We start from the raw sequence: 19,422 nt of genomic DNA on the forward strand, positions 1-19,422 counted from the left end.
TTTAATATTAATTAGTTAGATGCCAAATACGCAGCAGTTCCTTTTGCATTCGGAGCCATTGCTTCTTTACCTTCTTCCCAGTTTGCAGGACAAACTTCTCCATGAGATTGTACGTGAGCATATGCATCAATTAAACGTAAAAATTCATTTACATTTCTACCTACTGGCATGTGGTTAATTCCTTCATGAAAAACGGTTCCTTCTTCATCAATTAAATAAGTAGCTCTGTAAGTTACATTATCTCCTTCTACTTGAATCGTTTGAGAAGCTTCATCAAAAGTTTCATTAGTAATATCTAAAATACCTAAAATTGAAGATAAGTTTCTGTTACTATCTGCTAAAATTGGGTATGTAACTCCTTCAATTCCTCCATTATCTTTAGAAGTACTTAACCATGCAAAATGAACTTCTGGTGTATCACAAGAAGCACCAATTACAATTGTATTTCTTTTTTCAAACTCAGCTAGAGCCGCTTGAAAAGCGTGTAATTCTGTAGGACATACAAATGTAAAATCTTTTGGATACCAGAATAACAACACTTTCTTTTTGTTATTTATAGCTTCTTCTAACACGTTTAACTTAAACGTATCACCCATTTCATTCATTGCATCTACGTTTAAATCTGGAAATTTTTTACCAACTATTGTTGCCATTCTATATAAATTTTATAATTATTAATATGCTATTTTTAACTGGTACAAAGATAGAAAGGAAAGCAAAAAGAAAGCAACTATTTTAATGATAACTTTTTATGTTGTCATAAATTTTATTTATATCTTTAGATTAACGGAATAGTTTTACACTATTACTGATTCATGTTTGAAAAAAAGCGTAACTTCAATACTTAAAATAAGATTTAGTTATCTTAAAATAAAAACTATCAATTTTATTTATATAAATTAAACTTATCTAAGAAGTAGTTTTACCAAAAATTAAATTTAAAACTTATTATATGGATCATAATAGCGGAGATATTAGCAAATGTCCTTTTTTTAGCGGCACAAAGAAACATACCTCGGGTGGTGGAGTTAAAAATAGAGATTGGTGGCCAAATGAATTAAAACTAAATATTTTACGCCAAAATGCAACAAAATCTAACCCAATGGGGGAAGATTTTGAGTATGCAAAAGCATTTAATAGTTTAGACTTTAAAGCACTTAAGCAAGATGTTCTTAATTTTATGACAGATTCGCAAGATTGGTGGCCTGCAGATTATGGGCATTATGGAGGATTTATGATTCGTATGGCTTGGCATAGTGCTGGTACTTATAGAGTTGGTGATGGCCGTGGAGGCGCAGGAGCAGGAAACCAAAGATTCGCTCCTATTAATAGTTGGCCAGATAATGGAAATTTAGACAAAGCACGTTTACTTTTATGGCCTATCAAACAAAAATATGGCAATAAAATATCTTGGGCAGATTTAATGATTCTTGCAGGAAACTGTGCTTTAGAATCTATGGGATTCCCAACTTTTGGTTATGCTGGAGGTCGAGAAGATGTTTGGGAACCAGAGCAAGATACCTACTGGGGAAGTGAAACTGAATGGGGAGAAAATAAAGACCGTTATGAAAATGGCGACCTAGAAGATCCTTTAGCAGCAGTGATGATGGGGTGGATTTATGTAAACCCAGAAGGACCAAATGGCAATCCTAACCCAATGGGTTCTGCGCATGATGTGAGAGAAACATTCGGTAGAATGGCAATGAATGATGAAGAAACGGTAGCACTTGTTGCTGGAGGGCATACTTTCGGAAAAGCACATGGTGCAGCAGATCCTGGTGAATATGTTGGTAAAGAACCACATGGTGCAGCTATTGAAGAAATGAGTACAGGGTGGAAAAATTCATTCGGAACTGGCGTTTTAGACGATACAATTACAAGTGGTATTGAAGGGGCTTGGACACCAAACCCAACACGTTGGGACAATGAATATTTTGATGTTTTATTAAACTACGATTGGGAATTAACTAAAAGTCCGGCAGGTGCACACCAATGGAAACCAACAGCAGCTTCAAATGCTAAAAGAGCTCCGAAAGCTGGAGACGCAAATGGTAGACAAGATTTAATGATGACGACTGCAGATATCGCTTTAAAAGTAGATCCTGCTTATTTAGAAATTTCTAAACGTTTCCATAAAGACCACAAAGCTTTTGAAGATGCATTTGCGCGTGCTTGGTATAAGTTAACGCACCGTGATATGGGACCAGTTTCTCGTTATTTAGGACCAGAAGTACCTAAGGAAGAATTATTATGGCAAGATCCAGTACCAACGGTTAATTATACTTTAAGTGAAGGAGATATTTCTATTTTAAAAGGATTAATTTTAAATTCTGATTTAACAATTTCTCAACTAGTTACTACTGCTTGGGCTTCTGCTTCTACTTATAGAGGTTCAGACAAAAGAGGTGGTGCCAATGGTGCTCGTGTACGTCTAGAACCACAGAGAAGTTGGGAGGTTAATAACCCGACAGAACTAAATAAAGTATTAACTATTTTAGAAGGTGTTAAAAGCGATTTTAAAGGTGAAATTTCTATAGCAGATTTAATTGTTTTAGCAGGTAATGTAGGGATAGAACAAGGTCTTAAAAAGGTAGGAAGTACTCTAGAAGTTGAGTTTACTTCTGGAAGAGGTGATGCTTCGCAAGAACAAACAGATATTGAAGCGTTTAGTTATTTAGAACCTATAGCAGACGGTTTTAGGAATTATATTAAATCGGACTTAAAAATAGCTGCAGAAGATTTATTAATTGACAAGGCGAATTTGTTAACTTTATCTGTTCCAGAAATGACTGTTCTAGTTGGCGGTTTAAGGGTCTTAGGCGCGAATTACGATGGATCGACTAATGGAGTATTTACAGATAACCCTGGGAGTTTAACAAACGATTTCTTCAAAAATATATTAGATTTCACCTACACATGGAAAGCTACTTCTGAAGATGACCGCTTTTTTGAAGGTAGAAATCGTAAAACGAACGAAGTGAAATTCATAGGAACACGTGCTGATTTAATTTTTGGTTCTAATACAGAATTAAGAGCAATTACTGAAGTATATGGTGCTAATGACGGGCAAGACAGGTTTGTTAAAGACTTTGTTGCAGCATGGACGAAAGTTATGAATCTAGACCGATTTGATCTTAAAAAATAAAAGTAAATAAATGCATTAAAAAAGGGAATCAATATTCGTTGATTCCCCTTTTTACTTTTTGACTTCCGCTAACTATTTACTTGCAAATAATTTGATATCATTCGCAGAAACTTCTTTCTCTCCTAAAATTATTAAACGCTCTACAACATTTCTTAATTCACGAATGTTACCCGTCCAATCATATTCTTGCAATAATTTAATTGCTATTGAAGAAAAGGCCTTTTTTGGTGTTCCTTGCTCTTCAGAAATTTTAGTTGTAAAAAAATCTACTAGTAAAGGAATATCTTCTCTTCTATCATTTAAAGAAGGAACCTGAATTAAAATAACGGCCAATCGATGATATAAATCTTCTCTAAATCTACCTTCAGCAATTTCTACTTTTAGGTTTTTATTCGTTGCCGCAACAATTCTAACATTTACTTTTATATCTCTATCCGAACCAACTCGTTGAATTTTATTTTCTTGTAAAGCACGTAATACTTTTGCTTGTGCAGACAAACTCATATCTCCAATTTCATCAAGAAAAATAGTACCTCCATTGGCTGCTTCAAACTTACCCGCTCTATCTTTATTTGCTCCTGTAAAAGAACCTTTTACATGTCCGAACAATTCACTTTCTATTAATTCTGAAGGAATTGCAGCACAGTTTACTTCAATCATTGGAGCCTTAACTCTATCAGATTTCTCGTGCAACCAGTGTGCAACTAATTCTTTTCCCGTTCCATTTGGTCCAGTAATTAAAACTCTTGCATCTGTAGCTGCTACTTTTTCAATAATATCTTTAATATGAGAAATAGCAGCACTTTCACCAATCATTTGGTAACTTTTGCTTACTTTTTTCTTCAACCTTTTATTTTCTACAACTAATACTTTCTTATCTAAAGCATTTCTTACCGTATTTAAAAGTCGGTTTAAATCTGGCGGTTTAGATATATAATCAAACGCACCTAAACGCATTGTATTTACTGCAGTATCTAAATCTCCGTGACCAGAAATCATAACAATGGGTATTTCTGGTTTTATTTTTTTCGCTTTCTCCAAAACTTCAACACCATCCATTTTCGGCATTTTTATATCACATAAAACTAGATCATAATCGTTATTTTTAATCATCTCGATTCCTAACAATCCATCTTCTGCTTCCTCTACATTATAAGCTTCATTTTCTTCAGAAATAATTTTTGTTAAAACCCTTCTAATAGCTGCTTCATCTTCAATTATTAATATCTTACTCATGTATTTTTTAGTTTTAAAGCCTCAAAGTCTTAAAATTTGTTGAAAAAAAGATTCAACACTAAAATTTTAACTTAGCAACTGTTTATTAATTTTTATCTTCCTTATTATTTGTTCCAAAAACATGTACATCTCTTTGAGGAAAAGGAATTGAAATACCGTTTTCTCTAAACTTCTTATCTATTTCAAAACGCAAATCGCTTTGTACAAATCTTGTTTCAAAACTATCGTTTAATGAAAAAACAAGTTTAAAATTTAAAGAACTATCTGCAAAATCGGTAAATAGCACTTTAGATTCTGATATTTTTAAAATCTTATCTTGCTTTTTTGCAGCATCTAACAAAATTTGTTTTACAAGTTCTACATCACTTCCATAAGCAACACCAACGGTTACAGACTCTCTTGTTTCTGTTCCGTTTTCTGTCCAATTAAACAAAATATTGGTTAAATATAAGTGATTCGGAATTACCAAAACCTTATTATCTACAGTTACAGCTCTTGTAGTTCTAAGTCTTATGTCTAAAACTCTACCAACTTGCCCTTCTAATTCAATAATATCACCAACATGAACAGATTTGTCTACTAATATAAAGATTCCTGAAATTATATCTTGAAACAAGGTCTGTAAAGCCAAACCAACACCAATTAAAAGTGCTGCTGATGCAGCAAAAATAGCAGTAACATTTACTCCTGAAGTATCCATAGCAATTAAAAAAATAACCAAAAATACTAGCCACCTTAAATAACCAAAAACACTAACAAATTTAACTTTATCATTTTCTGGCATTTTTCTAGTAATAAACCTTCTTACTAAACGCAATACAAAAGCAGTTAAAATAAGAGCAACTGCAACAAATATTAAACCTTTAACAGTAATACTTATCTCATTACTAAACTTAAAAGTATACTCTAAAATAGAATTTGCTTCTTTTTCAATAGATTCTTTAATTTGCTCTACTTTATCTTGCATCTATCCTTTATATTTTAACCATTTATATAAGTCTTTATAAGTTGGTTTTTTACCATACATTAAAATACCAACTCTATAAATCTTAGCAGCCAACCAAACCATAAATACAAAAGTGACTAACAGTAACATCATAGAAATTGCTAATTCCGTCCAAGAAACGCCAAAAGGAACCCTCATTAACATAACAATAGGACTCGTAAATGGAATGTGAGAAAAGAGCACCGCAATAGAGCCATGAGGATCATTCATTACCGTTGCAAAACCAACATAAACACCTAAAATTAAAGGTGCCATTATTGGCAACATAAATTGTTGTGTGTCTGTTTCATTATCTACAGCCGCACCTACTGCGGCAAATAAAGAACTATACAACATAAAGCCACCTAAGAAGTAAAAAATGAACAATACAAACATTTTTAAAATAGGCAATTTCAAAATTTCTTGAATAATTAGTTGTCCTTTATCTCCATCTGTTGCTTGTTTTACAGCATCCATTTGTTCTGCAGGAACTCTTGCAGATTGCATTTCTACCATATCGACTCCAAAAATAGATGAAGCCACAGTAACAATAACAAAAAGGATAATTCCCCAAATAAAGAACTGTAATAAACCTGCAGATGCATTTCCTAATATTTTACCCATCATTAATTGGAAAGGTTTTACCGAGGAAACAATAATTTCTATAATTCTACTTGTTTTTTCTTCAATAACACTTCTCATTACAGAGGTACCGTAAATCATTACAAACATCATTAATAAATAACCTGCAATAGCACCAACACCAATTTTTAATCCGTTTATTAATTTTGACGATTCTTCACCAGAAAAGTTAAACATCTTAATATCTGTGTTAATTTTAGATGCTTTAATTTTTTCTAAATCAAAACCAAAACTATTTAATTTTTCATTTCTAATTTTATGTTCAATCTTATTTTCCAAAGAACTCATTACAGACATTCCAGGAGAATCTGTTGAATAGAATTCGATTGATTTTGCCAATAATTCTAAACTATCTTGCTTCGGAATAATTAAGGCTCCGTAATAATCACCTTTCTCTACTTTTTTCTTAGTTTCTTCAATACCCAAAGCAGTATAATCTGAATAATGAATTGATTTGGTGTCTTTAAAATCTTCTTTCGAGAACATTCCGGAGTTATCTACATAAGCGATTTCCTTAATTTTTTCATCATTTTTTTGCATCAAAAAATAAACCAAAGCGCCCATACCAACCATTAATAACGGACTTAAAAAAGTCATCATTATAAATGATTTGTTACGAACCTTCGCAATAAACTCTCTCTGTATAATTAGTTTTAACTTGCTCATTCTCTTAACTATTTTTGTTTATTGCCTGAATAAAAATATCGTTTGCACTTGGTATTAATTCTACAAAATGCTGTACCTCTCCTCTACTTGTTAAAAAAGATAACAAATCATTTGAAGAATTACCTTCAGTTAATTTTACATTTAAAGTTAAACTATCATTTAATAATTTAAAATTTGAAGGAGAAACCTCAAAATTCTCTTTCAACTTCGCTTCTACTTCTTTAGGATTCGCTGTCTGCAAACCAACTTGAAACGTATGCGTTCTAAATTCACGTTTGATATCGTCTAATTTTCCGTCTAAAATTTTGTTCGATTTATCAATCAATGCAATTTCATCGCACATTTCTTCTACAGATTCCATTCTATGGGTAGAAAAAATAATCGTTGCGCCTTCATCTCGCAATTGTAAGATTTCTTTCGCGATTAATTGTGCATTTATAGGATCGAAGCCAGAAAAAGGTTCATCAAAAATTAATAATTTAGGATTGTGCATTACCGTAACAATAAACTGTACTTTTTGCGCCATTCCTTTAGACAGCTCTTCAATTTTTTTTCCCCACCAAGCAGAAATATCAAATTTTTCGAACCAGTATTTCAAACGTTTTTTAGCTTCAGCTTTACTCAATCCTTTTAATTGCGCTAAATACAAAGCTTGCTCACCAACTTTCATCGATTTATACAAACCACGTTCTTCTGGCAAGTATCCAATTTGTGCCGTATGTTTTGGTGCCAAAACTTCTCCATCTAAAAAAATAGAACCGCTATCTGGCATTGTAATTTGATTAATAATTCTAATTAAAGATGTTTTACCTGCACCATTTGGCCCTAATAAGCCATAAACACTTCCTTTAGGAATGTGAATAGAAACATCATTTAAGGCAGTGAAATCGCCATATTTTTTTACTACATTATTTATTTCTAATAAATTTTTCATCGATAAAAGTTCATTTATTCTTATAGTAGAATTGCGCACAAATCTACATATTTTCTATTTATTAGTATACCAACATGTAAAAACGTTACAGTTTAATATTATGTTAAAATTTACTATGCATGCATAACTTTATTGTAATTTACTATGCATGCATAATAAATTTAGTTATATTTGAACCAATGAATAAGCATAAATCGATAGATCATCAATTAAGGGCAACTTGGCAAGCTGTCGCAAAAGTGTACAATGAACAAGCTGTAAAGCATGATAGTACAATGGCTACAGCATTTGTTCTTTTAAATATTGATAAAGAAAAAGGCACACCTTCTACAGCTTTAGGTCCTTTAATGGGAATGGAACCAACAAGTCTTTCTAGAATTTTAAAAAACATGGAAGACAAAGGAGCTATTTCTAGAGAAAAAAACCCTGATGACGGTAGAAGTGTTATTATAAAGTTAACAGCATATGGCAAAGAGATGCGTAAAGTCTCTAAAGGTCATGTAATTCAATTTAATGAAACCGTGGTAAACAATGTTACAGAAAAAGATTTAGAAGGCTTTTTTAATGTAACATCAAGAATTAATAAATTAATTGCAGACAAAGAAATTTATAAAGAAATCAGCAAAAAAGCAGTATAAAAATCAAACAAATGACTAGAAGAATTAAAAAAGTAGCAATTATTGGTTCCGGAATTATGGGAAGTGGTATTGCTTGTCATTTTGCTAATATTGGTGTAGAAGTTCTTTTATTGGACATAGTTCCAAGAGAATTAACTGACAAAGAAAAAGCAAAAGGACTAACGTTAGAAGACAAAGTTGTTAGAAATCGTTTAGTAAATGATGCATTAACAGCTTCTTTAAAATCGAAACCTTCACCTATTTATCATCAAAAATTTGCAAACAGAATTACCACAGGTAATTTAGAGGATGATATTGCAAAAGTTGCGGATGTAGATTGGATTATGGAAGTTGTCGTTGAAAGACTAGATATTAAAAAAATTGTTTTTGAAAAACTAGAGAAATATAGAACTCCAGGAACAATAATATCTTCAAACACTTCTGGTATTCCTATTCAGTTTATGAATGAAGGAAGAAGTGAAGATTTTCAAAAGCATTTTGCGGTAACTCACTTTTTTAATCCTCCAAGATATTTAAAACTTTTTGAAGTGGTTCCTGGGCCAGATTGTAAACAAGAAGTTACAGATTTCTTAATGATGTATGGTGAAAAATTCTTAGGCAAAACTTCTGTTTTAGCAAAAGATACACCTGCATTTATAGGGAATAGAGTTGGTATCTTCGGAATCCAATCTTTATTTCATCAAGTAAAAGAATTAGGTTTAACAGTTGAAGAGGTAGACAAATTAACAGGACCTGTAATAGGTAGACCAAAATCGGCTACTTTTAGAACGGTAGATGTTGTTGGTTTAGATACGTTGGTGCACGTTGCAAACGGAATCTACGAAAACTGCCCTAACGACGAAGCACATGAACTTTTCAAGTTACCAGGTTTCATCAATACCATGATGGAAAACAAATGGTTGGGAAGTAAAACAGGGCAAGGTTTTTATAAAAAATCTGTGGACGCAAACGGTAAAAAAGAAATTTTAACATTAGACTTAGATACTTTAGAATATCGTCCTTCTAAAAAAGCAAAATTCGCAACTTTAGAATTAACAAAAACAATAGACAAACCAATAGATCGTTTTAAAGTATTAGTTGGCGGAAAAGATAAAGCTGGTGAATTCTATAGAAAGAACTTCGCAGCCATGTTTGCGTATGTTCAAAATAGAATTCCAGAAATTTCTGATGAATTGTATAAGATTGATGATGCTATGAAAGCTGGTTTTGGTTGGGAAAACGGACCTTTCGAAATTTGGGATGCTGTTGGTGTAGAAGAAGGTATCGAATTAATGAAAGCTGAAGGCGCTGCACCTGCTACTTGGGTAACAGAAATGTTAGCTGCTGGTTCTAAATCTTTTTACACTGTAAAAGAAGGCGCAACTTATTTTTATGACGTTCCTTCTAAATCTCAAACAAAGAAACCTGGACAAGAATCATTCATCATTTTAGATAATATTAGAAAAACAACTGAAGTTTTCAAAAACTCAGGAGTTTCTGTTCAAGATATTGGAGACGGAATTTTAAATGTAGAGTTCCAATCTAAAATGAATACCATTGGTGGTGATGTTTTGGCTGGTTTAAATAAAGCCATTGATTTAGCCGAAAAAGATTTTCAAGGATTGGTTGTTGGTAACCAAGCACCAAACTTTTCTGTTGGGGCAAATATTGGTATGATTTTTATGATGGCTGTAGAGCAAGAATATGAAGAATTAAATTATGCTATTAAATATTTTCAAGACACCATGATGCGCATGCGTTATTCATCAATACCAACTATTTCTGCTCCGCATGGAATGGCTTTAGGCGGTGGTTGTGAAATTTCTTTACACGCAGATAAAGTAGTTGCAGCAGCAGAAACTTATATGGGATTAGTCGAATTTGGAGTTGGTGTAATTCCTGGTGGTGGTGGTTCTAAAGAAATGGCTTTAAGAGCATCAGACCTTTTTCATAAAGGAGATGTTGAATTAAACATTTTACAAGAAAACTTCTTAACCATTGGTATGGCAAAAGTATCTACTTCTGCTTATGAAGCATTCGATTTAGGCTTACTTCAAAAAGGAAAAGATGTTGTTGTAGTGAATAAAGAAAGACAAATTGCTACAGCAAAAGCACATGCAAAATTAATGGCAGAAAGTGGTTATACACAACCTGTAACTCGAAAAGACGTAAAAGTATTAGGGAAACAAGCTTTAGGAATGTTTTTAGTTGGAACAGATGCAATGCAAGATAGTAACTACATTTCTGAACATGATATGAAAATCGCCAATAAACTAGCATATGTAATGGCTGGTGGAGATTTATCTGAACCAACATTGGTTACTGAACAATACTTATTAGATTTAGAAAGAGAAGCGTTTTTATCACTTTGTACAGAGCGTAAAACGTTAGAACGTATTCAATCGATGTTAAAAACTGGGAAACCATTAAGAAACTAAAAAACATGAAAACAGCATATATAGTAAAAGCATATAGAACTGCAGTTGCAAAAGCTCCAAAAGGTGTTTTTCGCTTTAAACGTGCAGACGAGTTAGGTGCAGAAACCATTCAGCACATGATGAAAGAATTACCGAATTTAGACGTAAAACGTATTGATGACGTAATTGTAGGAAACGCAATGCCAGAAGGCGCACAAGGGTTAAACATGGCGCGTTTTATCTCTTTAATAGGTTTAAATTCTGTGGATGTTCCTGGAGTTACTGTAAATAGATTTTGTTCATCTGGACTAGAAACAATTGCAATGGCAGCCGCTAAAATTCAAGCAGGAATGGCAAGTTGTATTATTGCAGGTGGTGCAGAAAGTATGAGTTCTGTTCCAATGACTGGTTTTAAACCAGAATTGAATTATGATACAGTAAAAGATGGTCATGCAGATTATTACTGGGGAATGGGAAATACTGCGGAAGCTGTTGCCAAACAGTTTAAAGTTTCTAGAGAAGACCAAGATGAATTTGCTTTTAATTCTCACATGAAAGCTTTAAGAGCGCAAGCAGAAAATCGTTTTCAAGATCAAATAGTTCCTATTAATGTTGAAGAAACGTACTTAGGTGCTGATGGAAAAAAAGCTACAAGAAACTACACCGTAAATAAAGATGAAGGGCCAAGAGCAGGAACTTCAAAAGAAGCGTTAGCCAAACTTCGTGCAGTTTTTGCAGCTGGAGGAAGTGTAACTGCTGGAAACTCATCACAAATGAGTGATGGTGCAGCTTTTGTAATGGTAATGAGTGAAGAAATGGTGAAAGAATTAAATCTAGAACCAATTGCAAGAGTCGTAAATTATGCTGCAGCTGGTGTAGAACCAAGAATTATGGGAATTGGACCTGTTGCTGCGATTCCGAAGGTTTTAAAGCAAGCAGGTTTACAACAAAGCGATATTGAGTTAATTGAATTGAATGAAGCTTTTGCTTCTCAATCTTTGGCAGTTATGCGTGAGTTGAATTTGAATCAAGAAATTGTGAATGTAAATGGTGGTGCCATTGCATTAGGGCATCCGTTAGGTTGTACAGGTGCAAAATTATCTGTGCAGTTATTTGATGAAATGCGCAAAAGAGATCTGAAAAATAAATACGGAATGGTAACTATGTGTGTTGGAACAGGACAGGGTGCTGCTGGTGTATTTGAATTTCTTTCATAATTTAAAACAAGTATAAGTTAAGACGTAAGATTCTTAATTATTAAAAAATATAAATCAACAATATTAGAAGATAAAATAGAAGAATTCCAGAGAGTAACATTGGAGTTTTAAAATAGCAAAAATGTCTATTCTCTATTTTTTTCTTCTATAATCTTAAAACAAAATAAAAATGTCAGAATTATTAAGAGGTGGTCAGTTTCTTGTAAAAGAAACAAATTGCGAAGATGTGTTTACTCCAGAAGACTTTACAGAGGAGCAACAAATGATGAAAGAAGCAGTGATGGAATTTAATGACAGAGAAATCATTCCTCACAAAGCACGTTTCGAAGCTAAAGATTATGCTTTAACTGAAGAAGTGATGCGTAAAGCTGGTGAATTAGGTTTCTTAGGCGTTGCTGTTCCTGAAGAATATGGAGGACTAGGAATGGGATTTGTTTCTACCTTATTAACTTGTGATTATATTTCAAGTGGTACAGGTTCGTTTAGTACTGCTTTTGGTGCGCATACAGGAATTGGTACCATGCCAATTACTTTATATGGAACCGAAGAACAAAAACAAAAATACGTTCCTAAACTAGCTACAGGTGAGTGGTTTGGTGCATATTGTTTAACCGAACCAGGAGCTGGTTCTGATGCAAATTCAGGAAAGACAACTGCAGAACTTTCTGCGGATGGAAAATCTTATAAGATTAACGGTCAAAAAATGTGGATTTCTAACGCAGGTTTTTGTCGCTTAATGATTGTTTTTGCTAGAATAGAAAATGATAAAAACATTACTGGTTTTATCGTTGAATTCGATAAAGAAAATCCGAATGGAATTACTTTAGGTGAAGAAGAACATAAATTAGGGATTAGAGCTTCTTCGACAAGACAAGTGTTTTTTAACGATACAGTTGTATCTACAGAAAACATGTTAGCTGGTCGTGGAGAAGGTTTTAAAATTGCAATGAACGCTTTAAATGTAGGACGTATTAAGTTAGCGGGAGCCTGTTTAGACTCTCAGCGTAGAATTATAAATTACGCTGTACAATATGCTAATGAGCGTAAACAATTTAAAACTCCTATTGCAGATTTTGGTGCAATTAAAGTAAAATTAGCGGAAATGGCTGCCAATGCTTACGTTGGTGAATCTGCTACCTATAGAGCTGCAAAAAATATCGAAGATAGAATTGCAATGAGAGTTGAAGCTGGTAACACACACCAAGAAGCAGAACTAAAAGGGGTTGAAGAATATGCTATTGAATGTTCTATTTTAAAAGTTGCTGTTTCTGAAGATGTACAAAGTTGTGCAGATGAAGGAATTCAGATTTTTGGTGGAATGGGATTCTCTGAGGAAACGCCTATGGAATCTGCTTGGAGAGATGCGAGAATTGCTCGTATTTACGAAGGAACGAACGAAATTAACAGAATGCTTTCTGTAGGTATGCTAATTAAAAAAGCAATGAAAGGTCATGTAGACTTATTAGGGCCTGCAACAGAAGTAGCAAATAGTTTAATGGGGATTCCTTCTTTTGATACGCCAGATTATTCTGAATTATTTTCTGAAGAAAAGCACATGATTGCAAAATTGAAGAAAACATTTTTAATGGTTGCAGGTGCAGCACTTCAAAAATATGGTCAAGAAATAGACGAACATCAACAGTTATTAATTGCAGCTTCAGATATTTTAATTGAAATTTACATGGCAGAATCTGCTATTTTAAGAACTGAGAAGAATGTAAAACGTACTAGTAAAGAAGCGCAATCTGTACAAATTGCAATGTCTAAATTATACTTGTATCATGCAGTAGATATTATTGAAGAAAAAGGGAAAGAAAGTATTATTTCTTTCGCCGAAGGTGATGAGCAACGTATGATGTTAATGGGCTTAAAACGTTTTACTAAATACACAAACTACCCAGATATTGTAGATTTACGTAACGAAATCGCAGAAAAAGTAAAAGCAGAAAATAAATACTGTTTTTAAAAATATTTAAAAATTTCTTAAACTATCAAGGTTTTAAGAATTAGTTGTTTGTTTGAGAGACCATCTTTAGAGATGGTCTTTTTTTTTGTAACAAAATAACTATCTTCGTTTAAAATCCATTTATATGAAAACTAATTTTTTATTTATTTTATCTTTTTTAATATTAATGTCAAGCTGCAAATCATCAGAAAAAAATAAAATTGATGAGAAAATGATGTTAAAAGCTGTAAAATTTTTAGCAAGTGACTCTTTAGAAGGAAGAGGGTTTTCTAAGCCTGGAAACTACGAAGCGGCTAAGTTTATTGACAATAAGTTTAATGAACTAGGTTTAGAACCTTTCTTAGGTGGTTCTTTTACACAACAATTTAAATACCAATTCTCTGGTAAAAAAAGACAACGAATGTTCCCTTTAAAGGACTCTATTGCTAACCTTTCAAATACTGGGGATACCTTAGTTATTGGTGGAAATGTAATTGGAAAAATTTCAGGAAAAATCAAAAAAACAATTGTAATTACTGGTCATTTAGATCATCTAGGAATTAAAAATGGTAAAATATACAATGGTGCAGATGATGATGCTTCTGGTACAGCTGCTTTATTTGCGATTGCTAAATACTTTAAGCAGCATTCACCTAAGCATACGCTAGTTTTCGCTGCTGTTGATGCAGAAGAAATTGGTTCTTTGGGAGCAGATTATTTTTTAAAAAATTATCCTAACAAAGAAAATATTGTTTTAAACATTAATATGGACATGATTGCAAATAACAATAAGCAACAATTATATGCTTCTGGTTTGTTTCATTACCCACAATTAAAACAACCTTTAGAAAATATAACATCTCCAATTACATTATTGTTTGGTCATGACAATCCTGATGATAAAAACTTAGATGATTGGACGTTTTCTTCCGACCACAGAATCTTTCATAAAGAGAAAATACCTTTTATTTATTTTGGAGTGGAAGATCACAAAGATTATCACAAACCAACAGATACTTTTGAGAACATGAATCAAGAATTTTATGTTGATGCTGTAAAACTAATTGTTCAAGCGATCGAAAATTATGATTCTTATTTAAATTAATCCCTATTTTATACATGAAAAACACAATTACAAGAGGTTTTATACTATCAGGGCTTTCTAATATTGTTGCTGTATTAATACTGTCAAGATTTTTTACGAATGAATTTATTCCAAAATATGACAATGTAGTGATGTCTAATTTCGGATTGTTAATGATTCTTGTTTGGGGTTTTGCATATATTGCTGTTGCAAAAGATTATACTAAAGTAAAATGGATCGTTGCCGTTTTTGCTATTGAAAAACTTATCTACGGAATTATTTGGATACAATGGCAATTAGAAAATAATGTTTCAACAATTTTTGATGAAGATAAGATGGCAGGAATTTTCTACGCCATCTATGGCATTAACGACTTTCTCTTCTTTTTGTTCTTTTCATACGTATTCATCAAATTATTAAAAAAATAAAGCTTTTTTAAATAGCTAATCTCTTTTTTATCAGTACTTTTGCACGCAATTTGAAAACACAAGAATGAAACGTATTAAAGAATATAAAAAACTTTTTAAAGTAGAAGGTCCAATTAATTTAAAAGAATTAAAAACGGCTTACAGAGGTTTAGTAAAAGAATGGCATCCAGATAAATTTCAAGAACAAGAAAAAAAGGATGAAGCAGATGTTATGAGTACTCAAATTATAGATGGGTATCATTTCTTAGTTAGCATCGCCCCAGAAACAAAAGAAGCTAACTTAGACGCTTATAAAACAACAATAACAGAATCTCAAGTTGCAGATTGGCATCATAAAAGTATGTTATTAGAAGTTACTTTTACAGACGGAAATAAATACGAATACTTTGGTGTTAGTAAAATTCTTTTCGGAAAATTTGTAAATGCAAAATCTATGAATAATTTTGGTAAGAGAAATATTTTTAATTCTTTTACTTACAGAAAATCTATGAAAGCTTCTGCTACAGTTTAATAACTTTCTTTAAAAGAACATAAAAAAAGAGATTACATTTGAATGTAATCTCTTTTTTTATGTTCTAATTTAAGGTTACTTATTCTAAAGCTCCTAAATAACGCTCTGCATCTAAAGCAGCCATACAACCTGTACCTGCTGCTGTAACTGCTTGTCTGTATTCTTTATCTTGAATATCTCCTGCAGCAAAAACTCCTGGTAAGTTTGTTTTTGTTGATTTTCCTTTTGTGATTAAATATCCTGTTTCATCCATATCTAAAATACCTTTAAATAAGTCTGAATTTGGTGTATGTCCAATCGCAATAAAAACACCTGTTACAGAAATATCATGTGTTTCTTTTGTTTTATTATTGATTGCTCTAACCCCTTCAACAACATTAGAACCTAAAACCTCATCGATTTCCGTATTGTATAAAACTTCTATATTAGCCGTTTTTTCAACCCTATGCTGCATTGCTTTAGATGCTCTCATAAAATCTTTACGAACCAAAATTGTTACTTTTCTACAAATATTTGATAAATAAGTAGCTTCTTCTGCAGCAGTATCTCCTGCTCCAACAACAACTACATCTTGTCCTTTATAGAAAAAACCATCACAAGTTGCACATGCAGAAACTCCTCCTCCAATTAAACGTTGTTCACTTTCTATTCCTAAGTATTTAGCAGTTGCTCCTGTAGAGATAATTATTGTTTCTGCTTCTATATGTTTAGACTCATCAACAATAACTTTATGAATTCCACCAACTTTATCACTTAATTCTACACTAGTTACCAATCCAAAACGAACTTCTGTACCAAAACGTTCTGCTTGTTTTTTTAGATCTTCCATCATTGCAGTACCATCTGTACCATCAGCATAACCCGGAAAATTATCTACCTCTGTTGTTGTAGTTAATTGACCTCCCATTTGCATTCCTGTATACATTACAGGCTTCATATCTGCTCTGGCTGCATAAATTGCTGCAGTATAACCCGCAGGACCAGAACCTATAATTAAACATTTTATTTTTTCTATTGTATCTGACATAATATTCTGTATCGAATTTAGAAATGTAAAAGTATCATTTTTTGGTGCTTATAAATACGAATGTTTATAAATTTTAATAATGGAAACATAATTAGAGTTAATCAACTTTTTGTAATGAATAATAATTATTAAAAAAATGATTGTTTTTTACAAAAAGAGTGTATATTTGCAGTCCTTAAATGAGTAATCATTTTCGGGGTGTAGCGTAGCCCGGTCATCGCGCCTCGTTTGGGACGAGGAGGTCGCAGGTTCGAATCCTGCCACCCCGACAAAAACCTTGTAAATCTTATGATTTACAAGGTTTTTTTTAGTTTTTAGAGCATCGAAATAATTGCTAAATAATAGTTCCTTCAAAATCAAGACCAAAACTTACCAGACTCTTATATTCTATAATAGAAAAAAACATGACATCCTCCTTAAACTTCAATTTTCAATTAAAAGATAACCAAACCGTTTTATTTCACTTTAAACTCAGAATTATTAAGTAGATTAATCTACTGTAGAAATCCATTGATTTTTAGTTCCCCATTCCAAATTTGGCTTCGAAGATGTTTCTATTTCTAATGCTCCACCATTTATAATTTCTTGATGAGTAAGCCAGTTCCTATCTAATTTTTCTCCATTAAAGACTACAGATTTTACATAAAAATGATCTTTATGATAATTTTTTACATTGATCTTTAAAACTTTCTTATTTGGAAAATTAATTGAGACAGACTTAAAAATAGGTGCTGTAAGATAATAAACAGGTGAACCTACATTGGCTGCTGAAAAACCTAAACTTCGCATAACAAACCAAGAAGACATGGTACCAGAATCATCATCCATGGTACGTATATATGCTTTTGGTTTATTTTTGTAAATTCTACCGATATACGGATCAATACCTTTGCTGTTATCATTAAAATAATTTTGAACTACCGTGTCTAACATAATATTTCTGAATAATTTTTGAGATTTCCATGGCTGCTTCGATGCATTGTACATGCCTGGTACTTGTAAATCTGGTTGATTAGCATGGTTGTAACTATAGCTATCAAAAAAAGAATCTAACTGATCTGTAAACGCAGCTTCTCCTCCTACTAATTCCTTTAACTCCTTTACATCAAAAGGAACAAACCAACGATATTGTAAAATTGTACCTTGGTATAAACCTCTTGCTTGCATGTTATCTACATCCTTTTTTGAAAGATCTGAAAAGTCTTTTTTCCAATACGTTTTATATTCTAAAGCTTTCTCTTTATACTTTTTACTTAAAGGAAGATTTCCAATAGCTTTCATTAATTCACTCATTGCCCAATTATCATAAGAAGATTCTAACGCCTTATCTGGTGAATTATAATCTAGTTTATCAGCTTCTGCAACCAAAGAATCTTTTATGCTTTTTAAATCGAGTTGATATCCTTTTTTATACGCATCTAATAATACAACTGAAGCATGCTCGGTTCTAACGGTAGGTGAAGGTTCGTGTTGGGTTGCCCAATCATTTTTACCGTATAAATACAAGTTTGCAATAGATTTGGAGATGTCTTTATATTCATTTGAATAAAACAAAGACAACATTGGTAATTGCTCTCGATAATTATCCCAAATTGCCCAACCATTGTACATCTTATGATTTGATTTTTGAATAGATCCGTCTATTGCAGCATACGTGCCATCTTTTTCAGAAATTAAATAAGGTGCTTGTAAACCTCTATATAAAAGGGAATAAAAAAGAGCTTCTCTATCTTTTTCACCCTTAACTTTTATGGTATTTAAAAGTTCTTCCCACGCTTTTTCTGTTTCTTTTTCTAATACTGAAATAGAAATTGATTCAATTTTCTCTAACGCATATTTAGTATTTACAGATGAAAAACCTAAACGGACTTGCATTGTTTCATTTAAATCTTCTCTCTCTGCTATAAATATATGGTCATCAATCTTTTTTAGAGACTTCATATTCTCTATTTCTAAGGCATAATAAATTCGATAAATACCTTTGCCACAAGTAGTTTTTGTATCAATCCAACCTGTAATAACATTATTATCTACCTTGTTTTCTTCAGCTACAAATCTATCTGGCATTGCAAAAGACAAATCTATTTTAAGGCCACTCTTGGTCTTTGGAAAACGATAACTTTGAATACCAAAATTATGTTTTACACTCATTTTTGCACTAATTCCATTCTCAAAGGAAACCGAATAAAAACCTGGCTTCGCTTTTTCTTTATCTTTTAAAAGAATTGTTTTTTTTGAATCCTTTATAAAAGGTGCTATTAAAATATTTCCGCCACTTCCTCTACAGCCAACACCTTCAATTCTAGTAGTTGTAAAACCTAAAAACTCTTTTGCATAATATTCATAACCAGTATGAATGTGCGGGTTTGTTTGCGGTCCCATGCTCATCATATTAAATGGAGATGAAGCAGACGGAGACATTTGTCCGTGATCTCCAGAAGTACCTAAAAAGACGTTAACAAGTTCCACTAATCTTTTACCTGAAGTTACATGTTGTTCAGCTTGAGCTTCAACTACCTGAATAATAAGAAATAAGCTAACAAATACAATAATTTTATGCTTTTTCAT

The 19,422-nt window shown here is 32.4% G+C and carries 15 protein-coding genes and 1 tRNA gene; 9 read left to right on the top strand and 7 right to left on the bottom strand.

Features of this window, described 5'->3' with window-relative positions:
- Window positions 1–11: 11 nt before the first annotated feature.
- A complete protein-coding gene (locus CW731_RS07590) occupies window positions 12–653 on the bottom strand; it encodes a peroxiredoxin (protein WP_100946158.1) in 642 nt (213 codons plus the stop codon).
- Window positions 654–952: 299 nt separating this feature from the next.
- Between CW731_RS07590 and katG the strand changes: the two genes are divergently transcribed.
- The gene (gene katG, locus CW731_RS07595; protein WP_100946159.1) at window positions 953–3,145 is read left to right on the top strand and encodes a catalase/peroxidase HPI; all 2,193 of its coding nucleotides are present in this window, start codon (window positions 953–955) and stop codon (window positions 3,143–3,145) included.
- A gap of 72 nt (window positions 3,146–3,217) precedes the next feature.
- On the opposite strand, the gene CW731_RS07600 is transcribed toward katG, so the two are convergent.
- From CW731_RS07600 to CW731_RS07615, 4 genes are all read right to left on the bottom strand, one after another.
- Window positions 3,218–4,381, bottom strand: a complete 1,164-nt coding sequence (locus CW731_RS07600) for a sigma-54 dependent transcriptional regulator (protein WP_100946160.1) — start codon at window positions 4,379–4,381, stop codon at window positions 3,218–3,220.
- Between the two features lie 85 nt (window positions 4,382–4,466).
- Complete coding sequence (locus tag CW731_RS07605) at window positions 4,467–5,348, bottom strand: mechanosensitive ion channel family protein (protein WP_100946161.1); 882 nt, start codon at window positions 5,346–5,348, stop codon at window positions 4,467–4,469.
- Window positions 5,349–6,674: an ABC transporter permease gene (locus tag CW731_RS07610; protein ID WP_100946162.1), complete on the bottom strand. Its 1,326-nt coding sequence runs from the start codon at window positions 6,672–6,674 to the stop codon at window positions 5,349–5,351.
- Window positions 6,675–6,678: 4 nt separating this feature from the next.
- Complete coding sequence (locus CW731_RS07615) at window positions 6,679–7,608, bottom strand: ABC transporter ATP-binding protein (protein ID WP_100946163.1); 930 nt, start codon at window positions 7,606–7,608, stop codon at window positions 6,679–6,681.
- A 179-nt stretch (window positions 7,609–7,787) separates the two neighbouring features.
- On the opposite strand from CW731_RS07615, the gene CW731_RS07620 reads away from it, so the two are divergent.
- From CW731_RS07620 to CW731_RS07650, 7 genes are all read left to right on the top strand, one after another.
- Window positions 7,788–8,246 (top strand): MarR family winged helix-turn-helix transcriptional regulator, encoded by a 459-nt coding sequence (locus tag CW731_RS07620; RefSeq protein ID WP_100946164.1) that lies wholly within the window; start codon window positions 7,788–7,790, stop codon window positions 8,244–8,246.
- An 11-nt stretch (window positions 8,247–8,257) separates the two neighbouring features.
- Complete coding sequence (locus CW731_RS07625) at window positions 8,258–10,663, top strand: 3-hydroxyacyl-CoA dehydrogenase/enoyl-CoA hydratase family protein (protein ID WP_100946165.1); 2,406 nt, start codon at window positions 8,258–8,260, stop codon at window positions 10,661–10,663.
- A 5-nt stretch (window positions 10,664–10,668) separates the two neighbouring features.
- On the top strand, window positions 10,669–11,859 hold the full coding sequence (locus CW731_RS07630) for an acetyl-CoA C-acyltransferase (RefSeq protein WP_100946166.1): 1,191 nt from the start codon (window positions 10,669–10,671) through the stop codon (window positions 11,857–11,859).
- 169 nt (window positions 11,860–12,028) lie between these two features.
- The gene (locus CW731_RS07635) at window positions 12,029–13,825 is read left to right on the top strand and encodes an acyl-CoA dehydrogenase family protein (RefSeq protein ID WP_100946167.1); all 1,797 of its coding nucleotides are present in this window, start codon (window positions 12,029–12,031) and stop codon (window positions 13,823–13,825) included.
- Window positions 13,826–13,949: 124 nt separating this feature from the next.
- Window positions 13,950–14,909 carry a M20/M25/M40 family metallo-hydrolase gene (locus tag CW731_RS07640; protein ID WP_100946168.1) on the top strand — a complete coding sequence of 320 codons (960 nt, stop codon included), beginning with the start codon at window positions 13,950–13,952 and terminating at the stop codon, window positions 14,907–14,909.
- A 14-nt stretch (window positions 14,910–14,923) separates the two neighbouring features.
- Window positions 14,924–15,316, top strand: a complete 393-nt coding sequence (locus CW731_RS07645) for a hypothetical protein (protein ID WP_100946169.1) — start codon at window positions 14,924–14,926, stop codon at window positions 15,314–15,316.
- Between the two features lie 64 nt (window positions 15,317–15,380).
- The gene (locus tag CW731_RS07650) at window positions 15,381–15,827 is read left to right on the top strand and encodes a KTSC domain-containing protein (RefSeq protein WP_100946170.1); all 447 of its coding nucleotides are present in this window, start codon (window positions 15,381–15,383) and stop codon (window positions 15,825–15,827) included.
- A 79-nt stretch (window positions 15,828–15,906) separates the two neighbouring features.
- Here the strand turns inward: CW731_RS07650 and trxB are convergent, their stop codons facing one another.
- On the bottom strand, window positions 15,907–16,854 hold the full coding sequence (gene trxB, locus CW731_RS07655) for a thioredoxin-disulfide reductase (protein WP_100946171.1): 948 nt from the start codon (window positions 16,852–16,854) through the stop codon (window positions 15,907–15,909).
- Window positions 16,855–17,048: 194 nt separating this feature from the next.
- Between trxB and CW731_RS07660 the strand changes: the two genes are divergently transcribed.
- Window positions 17,049–17,123, top strand: a tRNA-Pro gene (locus CW731_RS07660).
- A gap of 220 nt (window positions 17,124–17,343) precedes the next feature.
- On the opposite strand, the gene CW731_RS07665 is transcribed toward CW731_RS07660, so the two are convergent.
- Window positions 17,344–19,422, bottom strand: coding sequence for a glycoside hydrolase domain-containing protein (locus tag CW731_RS07665; RefSeq protein ID WP_100946172.1), 2,079 nt, complete (start codon window positions 19,420–19,422; stop codon window positions 17,344–17,346).

Origin of the sequence: Polaribacter sp. ALD11 (assembly GCF_002831685.1) — a bacterium.
Classification (GTDB): Bacteria; Bacteroidota; Bacteroidia; order Flavobacteriales; family Flavobacteriaceae; genus Polaribacter.

Bases quoted from the DNA above. Each gene is read 5' to 3' on its own strand.
- CW731_RS07650 (WP_100946170.1), top strand. From the start codon at position 15,381: ATGAAACGTATTAAAGAATATAAAAAACTTTTTAAAGTAGAAGGTCCA.
- CW731_RS07590 (WP_100946158.1), bottom strand. From the start codon at position 653: ATGGCAACAATAGTTGGTAAAAAATTTCCAGATTTAAACGTAGATGCA.
- trxB (WP_100946171.1), bottom strand. From the start codon at position 16,854: ATGTCAGATACAATAGAAAAAATAAAATGTTTAATTATAGGTTCTGGT.
- CW731_RS07665 (WP_100946172.1), bottom strand. From the start codon at position 19,422: ATGAAAAAGCATAAAATTATTGTATTTGTTAGCTTATTTCTTATTATT.
- CW731_RS07625 (WP_100946165.1), top strand. From the start codon at position 8,258: ATGACTAGAAGAATTAAAAAAGTAGCAATTATTGGTTCCGGAATTATG.
- katG (WP_100946159.1), top strand. From the start codon at position 953: ATGGATCATAATAGCGGAGATATTAGCAAATGTCCTTTTTTTAGCGGC.
- CW731_RS07645 (WP_100946169.1), top strand. From the start codon at position 14,924: ATGAAAAACACAATTACAAGAGGTTTTATACTATCAGGGCTTTCTAAT.
- CW731_RS07620 (WP_100946164.1), top strand. From the start codon at position 7,788: ATGAATAAGCATAAATCGATAGATCATCAATTAAGGGCAACTTGGCAA.
- CW731_RS07605 (WP_100946161.1), bottom strand. From the start codon at position 5,348: ATGCAAGATAAAGTAGAGCAAATTAAAGAATCTATTGAAAAAGAAGCA.
- CW731_RS07630 (WP_100946166.1), top strand. From the start codon at position 10,669: ATGAAAACAGCATATATAGTAAAAGCATATAGAACTGCAGTTGCAAAA.
- CW731_RS07635 (WP_100946167.1), top strand. From the start codon at position 12,029: ATGTCAGAATTATTAAGAGGTGGTCAGTTTCTTGTAAAAGAAACAAAT.
- CW731_RS07600 (WP_100946160.1), bottom strand. From the start codon at position 4,381: ATGAGTAAGATATTAATAATTGAAGATGAAGCAGCTATTAGAAGGGTT.
- CW731_RS07640 (WP_100946168.1), top strand. From the start codon at position 13,950: ATGAAAACTAATTTTTTATTTATTTTATCTTTTTTAATATTAATGTCA.
- CW731_RS07615 (WP_100946163.1), bottom strand. From the start codon at position 7,608: ATGAAAAATTTATTAGAAATAAATAATGTAGTAAAAAAATATGGCGAT.
- CW731_RS07610 (WP_100946162.1), bottom strand. From the start codon at position 6,674: ATGAGCAAGTTAAAACTAATTATACAGAGAGAGTTTATTGCGAAGGTT.